This is a genomic window from Bradyrhizobium pachyrhizi (genome assembly GCF_029714545.1).
In the GTDB taxonomy this organism is placed as follows: Bacteria; Pseudomonadota; Alphaproteobacteria; order Rhizobiales; family Xanthobacteraceae; genus Bradyrhizobium; species Bradyrhizobium pachyrhizi.
Genome location: NZ_CP121667.1, coordinates 7,662,539 through 7,676,094, shown reverse-complemented (window position 1 = coordinate 7,676,094; position 13,556 = coordinate 7,662,539). Strand labels below are relative to the sequence as shown.

General features: G+C 66.1%; 14 protein-coding genes. 7 read left to right on the top strand and 7 right to left on the bottom strand.

Going from position 1 to position 13,556, the window contains the following annotated elements; genetic code table 11:
- Positions 1-88 precede the first annotated feature (88 nt).
- Positions 89-925, top strand: a complete 837-nt coding sequence (locus tag QA639_RS36260; RefSeq protein ID WP_157348468.1) for an enoyl-CoA hydratase-related protein — start codon at positions 89-91, stop codon at positions 923-925.
- 181 nt (positions 926-1,106) lie between these two features.
- On the opposite strand, the gene QA639_RS36255 is transcribed toward QA639_RS36260, so the two are convergent.
- From QA639_RS36255 to hemP, 5 genes are all read right to left on the bottom strand, one after another.
- Positions 1,107-2,459, bottom strand: coding sequence for an esterase-like activity of phytase family protein (locus QA639_RS36255; protein WP_283088559.1), 1,353 nt, complete (start codon positions 2,457-2,459; stop codon positions 1,107-1,109).
- Positions 2,460-2,696: 237 nt separating this feature from the next.
- On the bottom strand, positions 2,697-3,488 hold the full coding sequence (locus QA639_RS36250) for a heme ABC transporter ATP-binding protein (RefSeq protein ID WP_157348466.1): 792 nt from the start codon (positions 3,486-3,488) through the stop codon (positions 2,697-2,699).
- Positions 3,485-4,585, bottom strand: coding sequence for a FecCD family ABC transporter permease (locus QA639_RS36245; RefSeq protein WP_157348465.1), 1,101 nt, complete (start codon positions 4,583-4,585; stop codon positions 3,485-3,487). Before QA639_RS36245 ends, QA639_RS36250 begins: the two co-directional genes overlap by 4 nt.
- Positions 4,582-5,532, bottom strand: a complete 951-nt coding sequence (locus tag QA639_RS36240; RefSeq protein ID WP_283088558.1) for a heme/hemin ABC transporter substrate-binding protein — start codon at positions 5,530-5,532, stop codon at positions 4,582-4,584. Before QA639_RS36240 ends, QA639_RS36245 begins: the two co-directional genes overlap by 4 nt.
- Before the next feature lie 8 nt (positions 5,533-5,540).
- Positions 5,541-5,747 carry a hemin uptake protein HemP gene (hemP, locus tag QA639_RS36235; protein WP_157348481.1) on the bottom strand — a complete coding sequence of 69 codons (207 nt, stop codon included), beginning with the start codon at positions 5,745-5,747 and terminating at the stop codon, positions 5,541-5,543.
- Positions 5,748-6,001: 254 nt separating this feature from the next.
- Between hemP and QA639_RS36230 the strand changes: the two genes are divergently transcribed.
- The 6 genes from QA639_RS36230 to QA639_RS36205 all read left to right on the top strand — a co-directional run bounded on the left by QA639_RS36230 (position 6,002) and on the right by QA639_RS36205 (position 11,436).
- Positions 6,002-8,347, top strand: a complete 2,346-nt coding sequence (locus QA639_RS36230; protein ID WP_157348463.1) for a TonB-dependent hemoglobin/transferrin/lactoferrin family receptor — start codon at positions 6,002-6,004, stop codon at positions 8,345-8,347.
- Positions 8,348-8,493: 146 nt separating this feature from the next.
- Positions 8,494-8,829, top strand: a complete 336-nt coding sequence (gene hmuQ, locus QA639_RS36225; RefSeq protein ID WP_050382754.1) for a heme-degrading protein HmuQ — start codon at positions 8,494-8,496, stop codon at positions 8,827-8,829.
- On the top strand, positions 8,829-9,350 hold the full coding sequence (gene hutX, locus QA639_RS36220; RefSeq protein WP_157348480.1) for a heme utilization cystosolic carrier protein HutX: 522 nt from the start codon (positions 8,829-8,831) through the stop codon (positions 9,348-9,350). The genes hmuQ and hutX overlap by 1 nt, the downstream gene beginning before the upstream one ends.
- 58 nt (positions 9,351-9,408) lie before the next feature.
- Positions 9,409-10,161 carry a tonB-system energizer ExbB gene (gene exbB, locus QA639_RS36215; protein WP_244978834.1) on the top strand — a complete coding sequence of 251 codons (753 nt, stop codon included), beginning with the start codon at positions 9,409-9,411 and terminating at the stop codon, positions 10,159-10,161.
- 3 nt (positions 10,162-10,164) lie between these two features.
- Positions 10,165-10,611 carry a TonB system transport protein ExbD gene (gene exbD / locus QA639_RS36210; protein WP_028333496.1) on the top strand — a complete coding sequence of 149 codons (447 nt, stop codon included), beginning with the start codon at positions 10,165-10,167 and terminating at the stop codon, positions 10,609-10,611.
- Positions 10,612-10,614: 3 nt separating this feature from the next.
- Positions 10,615-11,436, top strand: a complete 822-nt coding sequence (locus QA639_RS36205; protein WP_157348461.1) for an energy transducer TonB family protein — start codon at positions 10,615-10,617, stop codon at positions 11,434-11,436.
- Between the two features lie 226 nt (positions 11,437-11,662).
- Here the strand turns inward: QA639_RS36205 and QA639_RS36200 are convergent, their stop codons facing one another.
- Both QA639_RS36200 and QA639_RS36195 read right to left on the bottom strand, forming a co-directional pair.
- A complete protein-coding gene (locus tag QA639_RS36200; RefSeq protein ID WP_016840579.1) occupies positions 11,663-12,505 on the bottom strand; it encodes a carbohydrate ABC transporter permease in 843 nt (280 codons plus the stop codon).
- A gap of 46 nt (positions 12,506-12,551) precedes the next feature.
- Positions 12,552-13,508, bottom strand: a complete 957-nt coding sequence (locus QA639_RS36195) for a carbohydrate ABC transporter permease (protein ID WP_028333494.1) — start codon at positions 13,506-13,508, stop codon at positions 12,552-12,554.
- Between the last annotated feature and the right edge of the window lie 48 nt (positions 13,509-13,556).

The following is a 13,556-nucleotide window of genomic DNA, read 5'->3' as shown; positions in this document are numbered from 1 at the left end:
GAGGACCTGCGTCATCTACCGATGACAACCCTCCCGATCTCGGGCATCACTTTGCCAAAGGCAACAAAGCCTGAGATCGGGAGGATCCATGAGCTACCAGCACATCGTCGTCGATGATCCGCGTCCGCGCGTCCGCCGCATCACGCTGAACCGCCCCGAGAAGCGCAACGCGCTGAACAACCGCCTGCGCGGCGAGATCTTCGAGGTGCTGGAACAGGCCGACCGCGATCCCGGGATTTCGATCTCGATCCTGCGCGGCGCCGGACCCTGCTTCTCGGCGGGCTACGATCTCTCCGCCGACAACCGCGTCGACCAGCCCTACCATTCGGCATCCGGCCCCGGCCAGTGGTCGCGCCATGTCGTCGAGGGCTGGTTCTCGATCTGGGATCTCGCAAAGCCTGTGATCGCGCAGGTGCACGGCTATTGCCTCGCCGGCGGCACCGAGCTCGCGACCGCCTGCGACGTGGTTTATGTCGCCGACGACGCCCAGATCGGCTATCCGCCGGTGCGGCTGATGAGCCCGCCCGACATGCAGTATCACCCGTGGCTGGTCGGCATGCGCCGCGCCATGGAATTGATGTTGACGGGCGACGCGATGTCCGGCCGCGAGGCCGCCGAATGGGGCTATGCGACCCGGTCGTTTCCGCTCGCCGAACTGGAGGCGAAGACGCTCGATTTCGCCGAGCGCGCGGCGAAAGTGCCGATCGAGCTGCAACAGCTCAACAAGCGCAGCGTCCACCGCGCCATGGAAATCATGGGCGCCCGCGCCGCGATGCGGGCCGGCACCGAGATCCAGGCGCTGGCCTTCACGACCGAGGCCAGCAAGGCCTACATGGCGGGCTTCCGCCGCGACGGCGGCAGCGTGAAGGCCCAGCTCGACCAGCGCGACACGACGTTCGGAGATTACCGGACGAAGAAGGAGTGACGTGGCTTGCCGCGCGCGCTGACCGGTGCGGCGATAATGGCCGGTTCAAATTCGCTGTCATGCCCCGCCTTGAGCGGGGCATCCAGTACGCCGCGGCTTGTCCGCCAAATTCGGACGTCAATACTGGGTCGCCGGGCCGAGCCGGGCAACGACACTGTTGTGATCGGCGAGAGCGGCCCCTTCACTTCGACTTCAGGAACTCGCCGACTTCGAGCAGCACGAACTCGTCGTCATCGGCCTTGTTCGGGTCGCGGCTCGAGGAGAATGGCAGGTTGTTGTCGTTGCCGACGATGATATGGGTCTCGTCGACCCGATCGACGTTCTCGATGGTGAAGAAGGGGAAGGTGTAGACGCCGTCGTTGAGCGGCTTGCGCGCCTTCTTGTTCGGATCGCGGATCTTCATCAGGTCGATATAGGCGATCTTGCGCACCGGCTTGCCGACATTGGCGTCGGACAGCTCGATCTTGTAGACGCGCTTGAACTTGGCGAGGTCAGGAAAACAGTTCTCGCCGCGCTGGCCTTGCGGGCAGGCCTTGTCGGCGGTGCCTTCGCCATTGTCGCGCTCGATCACGAGGCCCTGGGCCGGGTCGATCATGTTGAAGTCGCCGATCGCATTGCCGTTCTGCTCGAACACATACTGCCAGTAGCGTCCGGTGAACTTCTCCGCCGCGACGTCGAATTCCAGGATGCGCGAGGCTTCCTTGCCGTCGACCTTCTCCCAATCCTTCTTGTCGGCATCCCACAGCGGCCCCTCGAGCAGGCCGTAAAGGAACTTGCCGTCCTTGGAGGAAGCAAAACCTTCATAGCCCTTGGAGCGGCGCAGGTTGACGTTGGTGTAGCTGGCGCCGGGCGCACCGGGCGACTGCACCGCCCAGTGATCCGGCGAGCGCACCGGCTTGCCGTCGGCGACGGTCTCGAATACGGCGAGGATCTTGCCGGTCTTGTCGGCCTTGAGGATGTAGGGCCCGAACTCGTCGCCGATCCAGAAAATCTCGTTGATGATCTGGAAGCCCTCGGTGTCGAAATCGGCACCGGTCAAATAGCGCTTGGCGGTGTCCTCGTGGACGATGCGGAACGGCACCTTCCTGTCGGGATCGTGCAGGAACACGGTCTCCTGACGCTCGATCTTGCCGCTCGCCCAATCGATCTTGTGCCGGTTCAGATACAGCATCGAGTCCGCCGAGTTGTAGCGCGAGCCCATGCCGTTGTCGGTGATGACCCAGAACGAGCCGTCGGGCATCACCTTGATGCCGGAATGGCCCTGCAGCGGCTGGCCCTTGAACGGCAGCGACACGCCGGTCGGCCGCTCATAGGACTTGCCCATCACGGTGCCGATGGCGTCGACGCGCTTGCCGGTGGTGTATTTGCCCGAGCTCTTCAGATCATCAGGGGCGTCGGCGGGCGCGTCGATGAAGCTCTCCGCCGGCATCACGGCGTGTCCTGCCAGCGTCGCCGGGAATTCGCCCTCACCCTGCGCGAACGCCGATGTGGCGAGCAGGATCGAGGCGACGGAGCAGAGCAGGGACAGGCGCATGGTTGATCTCCCAAAGGATAAACGATGCGGTGTTCTCCGAGCCGCCTGTTACAGCCGGCTGACAGTTTTGTGAACCGCGGATGTTGCGGCGGGATAAGGCTTGCGGCGTTACGTCGCCTCTCACTCGCAATCCTCATCCTGAGGAGGCCGCGCGGCGGCCGTCTCGAAGGATGGCCGCGAGCAACAGCCGGGCCTCGTGGTTCGAGACGCGCGTACCGCGCTCCTCACCATGAGGGTCTAAACGGGCCGCATGGTCTGCGGCAGCAGGAACGGCACGCCGTTTCCGGTGTAGGCGATCGCAGCGTCGATCTCGAAGATCTCGCGCAGCGTCTCGGCCTTCATCGCCGCCGTGCGGTCGCCGTCGACGGCAAGCCGGCCGCGGTGCAGCAGCAGGATGCGGTCGGCGAACCGCATCGCGAGGTTGAGGTCGTGCAGGATCGCGACCACGGCGGTGCCGCGCGCGGCGCGCCGCCTCGCCGTTTCGACCAGGTCGATCTGGTGCCGCAGATCGAGGCTCGAGGTCGGCTCGTCCAGCAACAGCAGTCCGGGTCCATGCAGCGCTTCGCCGCAGGCGAGCTGCACCAGCACGCGGGCGAAATGCGCCCGCTGCTGCTCACCGCCCGACAGCGTCGGCAATTGCCTGAAACGGAAACGCGCGAGCCCGACCTCGTCGAGTGCTGCCTCGACCAGCGCCCGCGCCACGGCGCGGGGGCTTTCGCCGGCGCCCATGCTGACGATTTCCTCGACGGTGAACGGGAAGGTGACGTTGACGTGCTGCGACAGCATCGCGCGGTGCTGCGCCAGCGCGCGTGGTCCGTAGGTTTGCAGGTCGCGCTGCCTGAGCCGGATCGCCCCGCGCGACGGGCGCAGGTCGCCCGACAGCATCCGCAGCAGCGTCGATTTGCCGGCGCCGTTGGGACCGACGATCGCGACCATCTCCCCGGCGCCGATCTGCAGCGACACCGCGTCGACCAGATCAGTGCTGCCGACCGTCATCGATACCGACTGCGCTTCGAGCAGGACCGTCATAGCGACACCAGTCCGCGCTGCCGCAGCAGCATGGCGAGGAAGAACGGCGCGCCGATCGCCGCGGTGAGGATGCCGATCGGCATTTCCGCGGGTGCCACGATGGTGCGCGCCACGGTGTCGGCGCCGACCAGGAGGATGGCGCCGAGCAGTGCGGACGCCGGCAGCAGCAGCCGATGCGCGGGCCCGATCACCAGCCGCAACAGATGCGGCACCACGATGCCGACGAAACCGACCACGCCGCAGACCGAGACCGCGACCCCGGTCATCGCCGACACCAGCACGATCGAGATCCGCTTCAGCCGTTCGACGTCGACGCCGCTGTGGAACGCCTCCGCCTCGCCGAGCACCAGCACGTCGAGCCCGCGCGCGATCGAGAGGCAGGCGACCAGCGCGACCGCCAGCACCGGCGCCAGCGCCGTGAGCTTGCTCCAGGTCGCGCCGCTGAGCGAGCCGAGCAGCCAGAAGGTGATGTCGCGGAGCTGGCGGTCGTCGGCGACGAACACCAGAAGGCCGATGCCGGCATTGGCGATCGCGGCGATCGCAAGCCCGGCCAGCAGGAAGATCGCAATCGATGTCCGGCCGCCGCGGCTGGCGATGCCGTAAAGCACGATGGTCGTGATCAGCGAGCCGGCAAAGGCCGCGATCGGCAGCAGCTGGTGTTGCAGGAAGCGCAGGCTTTCGCCGAGATGGCTGTCGGTGAACACGATCGCGGCCGCCGCGGCAAACGCGCCGCCGGAGGAGACGCCGACCAGCGCGGGGTCGGCGAGGGGGTTGCGGAACAGGCCCTGCATGATCGCGCCTGATACGGCAAGGAGTCCGCCGACCATCGCCGCCGCCGCGATCCGCGGGATGCGGATAGACCACACCACGAGCTGGTCGCGTGCGAGCAGCGGGTTGGCGACACGATCAGCCCATAGCCCAAGCGCTGCCGGAAGCCGCGCCATTGGAATCCCGGCGGCCCCGACCGTCAGGGCGACCAGGGCGGTGCCTGCCAGCGCCGCAAGCAGGCAGAGCAGGGTGAGTGTCGCGGCCGGCCGCAGCGACATGCCGGCGCGTCGTTGTTTCGCGCGCCCGCGGCGCTCAGTCAGCACGCTCATTGCCGGCAATTCGCGGTCAGCGCTGCCGGCTTGAAGTTGTCGGCCTCCGGCGCCAGCGCCGGATAGAGCTTGACCGAGAGGTCGCGTGCCGCGGCCGCGGTGCGCGGCCCGAAGCCGAGCAGATAAAGACCTTCCATCGCGATGAAGGCCTTGTTGGCCGCGACCGGCGTCAGCGCGAAGGCCGGATGCGCGAACACGGCATCCGACGTCAGCGAATCCTTGCCGCGATCGATCGACAGCACGACATCCGGTTTCGCCGCCACGATGGCCTCGTCATTGACCGGCTTGTAGCCGTCGTAACCGTCGATGGCGTTGACGCCGCCGGCAAGCCGGATGATCTCGTCCGCGGCGGTCTTGTGGCCCGCCGCCATCGCCCGGCCATTCAGCAGCGACATCACGAACATCACGCGCACCGGCTTGGTCACCCTGGCACGCAGCGCGCGCAGTTGCGCGAGATCGCCCTCCACCGCCGTGGTCAGGCAGGCGGCGCGCGGATCGGCGCCCATGGCGTGGCCGACCAACCTGATCTTCTCGACCAGCCCGGCCTCCGAGAACGTCTCCGGCACCAGCACCAGCGGCACCTTGGCCGCCTCCAGCACGTCCATGGTCTCCTTCGGCCCGGAGCCCTGCGCTGCGAGCACCAGCGACGGGTGCAGGCCGAGCACGCCCTCCGGCGACAGCTGGCGCATGTAGCCGACGTCGGGCTTCTCGCGCAGCGCAGCCGGCGGGTAGAGGCTGGTCGCATCGACGCCGACGATGCGGTCCTCGAAGCCGAGCGCATAGAGGATCTCGGTGATCGCGCCTCCGATCGAGACGATGCGCGACGGATTGTCGATCACGACGTCGCGGTCGCGCGCGTCATGCACGGTGATGCCCTCGGCTGCCACTGCTTCGATCGGCAGCAGGCAGGAGAAGGCGAGCAAAGCGAGCGTGCGACAAATTGTCATCGGGGCCGTCACTTGGTCAGGATCAGCTTGTTCTGCGAGGTCAGCCGTAAGCGGTAGTGCTCCTCGCCATGCATGATGATGATCTCGCGCTCCGCAGCGAACAGGTCGCGGCTGTCGAGACGATTACCGCGCATGATCAGTGTTTTGGCTGCACCGGATGCAGGCTCGGTCTGCTTTTCGGCTGCGCCGATATTGTCTCCGGAAGCTGCGGACATATTGTGGTGTTGCGCCTGCGAAAATTTTTCAAATGGTGTTTTGCTTGTATAAGCGGGCGAAGGCGCATTCCAACGGCTGCACTTTACAATCGATATAAACAGCGCCGCCGCATTCTTGACCGTTTTGTTGCCGGCTCGTAACCAATCCTCACGCGATGCAAGCCGGTGGCTTGATCGCGATGTAGCCAGCAAGCCGCTCGTCGGAGAGCGCACGCCAGCCAAACCAGAAAAGCGATGATCAGGCTGGGGCTAGAATGGCTGACGGGGCTAGGGTTTCGCGCGCCCTGATTTTGGGCGCGTCGGTGTTTTCATTTGCGGCAGCACTGCCGGAACGCGGGTTCGCGCAGACCGCCGATCCGTCGGCTGCGCGTCCTTCCAGCGAACGGCCGAAGCAGGCCAAGCGGAAGCCGAAGCCGGTGGCCGAACCTCAGGCGGTGGCGCCGGCGATGAATGCGCGGGCGCAGATCGGCGCGGTGCCGGTGCAAGCGCTCGACACCATCACGGCGGTGGCGTCCAAGACCGAGGAGCGCGCGATCGATGCGCTGGCGCCGGTCAGCTCCGTCACCCTGGAGAAGATCCAGGGCCTGCAGCCGAACCGGCTCTCGGACATATTCTACGCCGTGCCCGGTGTCTCGGTTCAGGAGCGCGGCGACGATCCGGCGACCGTCATCAACATCCGCGGCCTGCAGGATTTCGGCCGTGTCGCCGTCGTCGTCGACGGCGCGCGGCAGAACTATCAGCGCACCGGCCACAACGCCAACGGCTCGTTCTTCCTCGATCCCGAATTGATCGGCGGCGTCGACGTGGTCCGCGGTCCGACCGCGAACATCTACGGCTCCGGCGCGATCGGCGGTGTGGTCTCGTTCCGCACCAAGGATATCGCCGACGTGCTGCGTCCCGGCGAGCGCTGGGGTGTCGACATGTCGGGCTCCTACGGCACCAACACGGACCGCGGCATGGGCTCGGTGTTCGGCGGCGTGCGCGTCGATCCGAATGTCGATGTGTTCGGCGGCGCGGTCTACCGCACCCAGGGTAATTACAAGGACGGCGCGGGCACCGAGATCGGCAACACCGGCAACGATATCGCGGCCGGCCTGATGAAGGTGACGTTCCGGCCGGCCGAAGGCCACGAGTTCAAGATCGGCGGTATCTTCCAGGACTACCAGTACAATATCGGTCAGCCGAACCGCGGCCCGACCACGACGGCGGCGCCGCTCGCCGCGATCGCGGGCTCCTCGGTCTATGCATCCGACGCCAAGAACTACACGGGCACCTTGAGCTGGAGATATTCCAAGCCGGACGACATGCTGTTCGACTGGAACATCTCGGTCTACGGCAATCGGACCGACAACGACCAGGTCAAGACCTACAACAACCGCATCACCACCGGCGGCGGCGTCTGCACGCTCGCCAATCCCGGCAACAACATCTCCGGCTGCGTCGGCGACAAGCGTGGTTATTTGCTGGACACCGTAGGTATCGACGTCAACAACACCTCGCGCTTCAATTTCGGCGACTGGCGCAACGCCGTGACCTACGGCTTCGACGCCTTCCGCGACGATGTCGAGACCTTCGACTCGCGTGGCAATTCCAACATCACGACGCCGGGCGGCCAGCGCACCGTGTCCGGCGGCTTCGTGCAGCTGAAGCAGAACTATTCGACCTGGCTCGAGCTGATCAGCGCGGTCCGCTACGACCACTACGAGCTCAACTCGATCAGCACCACGACCAGCGGCGACCGGTTGTCGCCGAAGATCACGGTCGGCGTCACGCCGGTTGCCGGCTTCACGCCCTATGCGAGCTATGCCGAAGGCTATCGCGCGCCGTCGATCACCGAGACCCTGATCGCGGGCGGCCACGCCACCGGCGGCGGGCCGGCGCTGTTCAACTGCCCCGACGGCACCTCAGGCCTGTTCTGCTTCCTGCCCAATGCGGCGCTGCGGCCGGAGGTCGGCAAGAACAAGGAAGTCGGCATCAACCTGAAATATGACGGCATCCTCACCGCGAGCGACTCGTTCCGCGGCAAGATCAACGTGTTCCGCAACGACGTCGACGGTTATATCGACCTCGTCGCCTCGGCGCCGACGCTGACGCCGTTCGGGCGCTTCAGCCAGTTCTACCAGTATCAGAACATCGCGCACGCCCGCATCGAGGGCTTCGAGCTCGAGACGATGTATGATGCGGGCGACTGGTTCGTCGGCGTCGCCGGCCATCTGATGCGCGGCCGGAACACCCAGACCAATGTCGGGCTCGCCACCATCACGCCGCGCAAGGTGACGACGACCGGCGGCGTGCGGTTGCTCGACCGTTCGTTGATCATTGCCGCGCAATGGTCCTCGTTCGGCGCCAACAACGACCTGCCGGCGGGCTATCTGCCCTCGACCGGCTACGAGCTCGTCAACCTCTATCTGACCTGGAACGCCACCAAGGACATCACCTTCACGGCGTCGGTCGACAACCTTTTGAACCAGTACTACCGGCCTTATGCGATCCCGGGCTCCTCGACCGACGGCACGACGCAGAACGACGTGCTGTTCTCGAGCCCCGGTCCGGGTACCGTCTACAAGGCCGGGCTCAGGATTCACCTAGGTGGAGCGTAACGCGAGACGCCGATCATTCCATCCAGGTTGCTCCGGCCGCGCTGGTGCCCCCGGCGCGGCCTTGGCGTATTCCTTGGCGCGTTCATGTTATTAACGAGATCAACCGGCAGGATCGGGCATCCGCCGTCATACAGGAGAGAGTTTTCATGTTCATCGCAATGAACCGGTTCCAGGTGATCAAGGGCAAGGAGCAGGCGTTCGAGACGGTCTGGAAGACGCGCGAATCCTATCTCGGCGATCTGCCTGGATTCATCGAGTTTCACCTGGTGAAGGGCCCCGAGGCCGAAGATCACACGCTCTACGCGACCCACACGGTGTGGGCCAGCAAGGCGGCGTTCGAGGACTGGACCAAATCCGATGCGTTCCGCCGCGCCCATTCCCGCGCCGGCAACGAGACCGGCGGCAGCCTCTATCTCGGGCATCCGAAATTCGAGGGCTTCGAGGTGCTGATCACCGAGCGGGCGAAGAGCGCGGCGGCGTGATGGAGGCGGTCGTGCCTGATGCGGAGCCTGCGGGGCTGAAGGCCTATATGGCCGACAATCCCGGCGCTGTGATCGAGGACGTCGCGCGCGAGCGCAAGGTGACGCCGCGCGCGGTGCTCGAGGCGCTGCCCGAGAGCATGGTGCGGATCGGCCCCGGCGAGTTTGCCGCCGCGATGCAGGACATCGCGGAGTGGGGCGAGGTGACGCTGATCGTGCACACCGATGACGCGATCTTCGAGTTCACCGGCGCCATTCCGAACGGCGAAGTCGGCCGCGGCTATTTCAACCTGATGCAGCCGAAGGGCCTGCACGGCCACCTGAGGCACGAGCGCTGCGCGGCGATCGCCTTCGTCGAGCGGCCTTTCATGGGCAAGGTGTCGGCGTTCATCGCCTTCATCAATCGCGACGGCGGCATCATGTTCAAGGTGTTCGTCGGCCGCGACGAGACGCGCGCGCTGCGCGGCGATCAGCTGGTGCGCTTTCATGCGCTGGCGGACCGCCTCGCGCCGCAGGCGGGCTGAAAGCAACGAAGGACGGGAGGCGACAATGTCGCAGCGCTGGCTTGGGCGAAGCATCTGGATGGCGGCGTCGGCCGGGCTCGGCATGCTGCCGGGCACGAGCCTTGCCGCAGCCGACGCCGCACTGCTGCCGCGCAACCTCTCGCCCTGGGGCATGTTCGAAAGCGCCGACATCGTCGTGAAGGCGGTGATGATAGGGCTCGCCTTCGCCTCGCTCGTCACCTGGACGATCTGGCTCGCCAAGACCGTCGAGATCCGCCGCAAGACCGCGCTCGCCCGGCAGGGGATCGGCCTCCTTGAGCGTGACACCCAGCTTGCCGAGGTCGAGCAGGCGAGCCGCGACAGCAACGACGCGGTGGCGCAGATCGTGCAATCGGCCTCGCGCGAGGCTGCGCTGTCCGGCGGCATGTTCGACGACGGCTTCAAGGAGCGCATCGCGCTGCGGCTGGAGCGGGTCGAGGCGGCGATGTCACGGCAGATCGCGCGCGGCACCGGTGTGCTGGCGACGATCGGCGCCACAGCGCCGTTCGTCGGCCTGTTCGGCACGGTGTGGGGCATCATGAATGCCTTCATCGGCATCTCCGAGGCCCACACCACCAATCTCGCGGTGGTCGCACCCGGCATCGCCGAGGCGCTGCTTGCAACCGCGCTCGGCCTGGTTGCCGCGATCCCCGCGGTCGTGATCTACAATCACCTGACCCGTTCGATCGCGTCTTACCGCGCGTTGCTCGGCGACGCCTCCGTCATGGTGATGCTGCTGGTCAGCCGCGAGGGCGATCGCAGCCTGTTCCGGCTGGCGCGCGCTGCGGAGTAGGCGATGGGCGCGAAGCTTGGCACTGGCGGCGCGTTCGGCGGCCGGCGTCGCGGCGACGACGATCTGGTCGAGGCACATGAGATCAACGTCACGCCGTTCATCGATGTGATGCTGGTGCTGCTGATCATCTTCATGGTGGCGGCGCCGCTCGCAACCGTCGATCTCGGCGTCGATCTGCCGGCCTCGACCGCGGAGCCGCAGCCGCGGCCGGACAAGCCGGTGTTCGTCACCGTGAAGCCCGATCTTTCCGTCGCGGTCGGCGAGGACGTGATCGCGCGCGAGACGCTGACGTCGACGCTCGATGGCGCCACGCAAGGCAGGAAGGACGAGCGCATCTTCCTGCGCGCCGACAAGGCGGTCAGCTATGGCGATCTGATGGAGGTGATGAACCTGCTGCGCAACGCCGGCTATCTCAAGATCGCGCTGGTCGGCCTCGACGGGCGTAGCTGATTTATGAATGCGTACGCGCTTCATGATGCGGGCGGCGAGATCCGGCTGAGGCGTTGGGGCCTGTCGGCGGCAGCGATCCTGGCGGCGCATGCGGCAGTGCTCGCGGTTGCCATGAGCTGGGTCCCGGCGCCGCCGCCGGGCGTCGCGGTGCCGGCAGTGCTGGTCGACCTGACGCCGATCACCTCGGCGCCGGAGCTTTCGGAGACCGAACTGCCGCCGGGGCCGGCGATGCAGGAGGCCGACGCGTCGCCGCCGGAGCCTGCCGCCGCGCAGCCCGTGCAGCAGGAGATCGCGCCAACGCCGATGCAGGAGAAGCCCGACGTCGTCGCGCCGCCGGAACAGAAGCCGCAGATCACGCCGCCGAAACCCGAGCCCGCGAAAGTCGTCCCGGAGAGGAGGCCCGAACCGGTCAAGCCGAAGGTGGTTCGTCGGGAAGCAAAAAAGCCGTCCGAGGCAACGCCGGCACCGCGCACCAGCGCGCCGAGCCGTGCCGAACGGCAGGCGCCGGCTGCGTCCGCGATCAGCGCCGGCGCAGCCGCGTCAGCGATCGCGGCCTATAACGCCCGCGTCCGCGCGCATCTGCTGCGCTTCCATTCCTATCCCGCAGGCGGCAACGGCCAGCGCGGCGTGGTACGCCTGGTGTTCACGCTCGGCCGCGGCGGGCAGGTGCTGTCGAGCCATCTCGGCGGCTCCTCCGGCAATCCGACCTTCGACGCGCGCGCGTTGGCGATGGTGCGCCAGGCCCAGCCGTTTCCGGCGTTTCCGTCCGAGATCACGCAGGGCTCGATGGGCTTTTCCGTGCCGGTCGCGTTTGTGCGGCGGTAGCGTGCGACCTCATTGTTGGAGGCCGCATTATTTCATCCCCGTCATCCCCGCGCAAAAGCTTCGCCTTTGTCGCTGGAGGTGCGAGCCTTGCGGCGCACTTGCGCCGCTGGGCGAGCCTCGAAGGATGCACGGCCCGGCCGGTGGCCGTCGATCCTTCGAGACGCGCTTCGCGCTCATCAGGATGACGGGGATAGATTGAGTTCGCTTCAAGACGCCGGAAGCTTGGTTACTCCTTCACCGCGCCCGTCAGCGACGACACGTAGTAGTCGACGAACAGCGAGTAGAACAGCGCGACCGGCAGCGAGCCGAGCAGCGAGCCGGCCATCAGCGCGCCCCACTGATAGACGTCGCCGGTGACGAGCTCGGTCAGGATCGCGACCGGCACCGTCTTGTTGGCGCCGCTCTGGATGAAGGCGAGCGCGTAGATGAACTCGTTCCACGACAGCGTGAAGGAGAAGATGCCGGCCGAGATCAGGCCGGGCACCGCGAGCGGCAGCGTGATCCGCCACAGGATCTGCAACCGCGTCGCGCCGTCGACCAGCGCGCATTCCTCGAGCTCGTAGGGGATCGACTTGAAATAGCCGATCAACAGCCAGGTGCAGAACGGCACCAGGAAGGTCGGATAGACGAGGATCAGCGCCAGCGGAGAATCGAACAGCCCGAACTGCACGATCACGGTGGCGAGCGGAATGAACAGGATCGACGGCGGCACCAGATAGGCGAGGTAGATGCCGAGGCCGACATAGGGGCTGCCGCGGAAGCGCAGCCGCTCGATGGCGTAGGCGGCGAGCGTCGAGGCGAACAGCGACAGGAAGGTCGAACCGATCGCCACCAGCATGGTGGTCTTCAGCCAGCGCGGATAGGCCGTGTCGAACAATAGATGCTTGATATGCGCGAGCGTCGGCGAGGTGATCCAGAACGGGTTGTGCTCCTTGTAGTTCAGCAGCTCCGCGTTCGGTTTGAACGAGGTGACCGCCATCCAGTAGAACGGAAACAGCAGGATCAGGATGAAGCAGGCGAGCGGCAGATAGATCATCACCACGCGCCGGGCGCGGGAGTCCCACGCCATCGTATCGGGGGTGGCGCTGGCGACGTTGGAGGATTGGGCTGCAACGTCAGTCATTGGCTTCTCCCTGCTGCCATTTGCGGCGCGCGAGGCCGAAGTAGCTGAACAATGTTGCGAACACCAGGAACGGGATCATCGAGACGGCGATCGCGGCACCCTCGCCCAGCTCGCCGCCGGCGATGCCGCGCTGGAACGCCAGTGTCGCGAGCAGATGGGTCGAGTTGACCGGGCCGCCGCGGGTGATGGCGTAGACCAGCTGGAAGTCGGTGAAGGTGAAGATGATCGAGAACGTCATCACGATCGCCAGGATCGGCATCATCATCGGGAAGGTGATGTAGCGGAAGCGCTGCCAGGAAGTGGCGCCGTCGAGCATCGCCGCCTCGTAGAGCGAGGGCGAGATGGTCTGCAGCCCCGCCAACAGCGAGATCGCGACGAACGGGATGCCGCGCCAGATATTGGCGGCGATCAGCGAGAACCGCGCCGGCCAGGGCGAGCCGAGGAAGTCGACATTGCTGTCGCGCCAGTGCAGCACGTCGACCAGGAGATAGGAGATGATCGAGAACTGCGGATCGTAGATCCACCAGAACGCCAGTGCGGAGAGCACCGTCGGCACGATCCACGGCAGCAGCACGATGGCGCGGATCAGGCTCTTGAGCGGGAAATGGTTGTTGAGCAGCAGCGCCAGCCAGAAGCCGAGCGCGAACTTTCCGAAGGTTGCGATCGCGGTGTAGAAGATCGAATAGAACACCGCGTTCCACCACAAGGGATCCTTGAGCAGATACTGGAAGTTCTCAAGTCCGATGTAGATGCCGCGCTGGCCGATCGTGGTATCGGTGAAAGCGAGCCAGATGCCGAGGCCCAGCGGATAGGTGAGGAACACCAGCAGCAGGCCGATCGCGGGCGCAAGGCACATCACGATCAGGAACGGCTTGTAGTCGAACAGGCGCGCGAGCCAGCCCGGCTGGTGCAGCGCGTGTCCTCGTGAGGGGAGGGTGGTGACAGACATCAGGTTCTTGTCTCGGTCCGACTTCCAGGGTCATTCCGGGATGGTGCG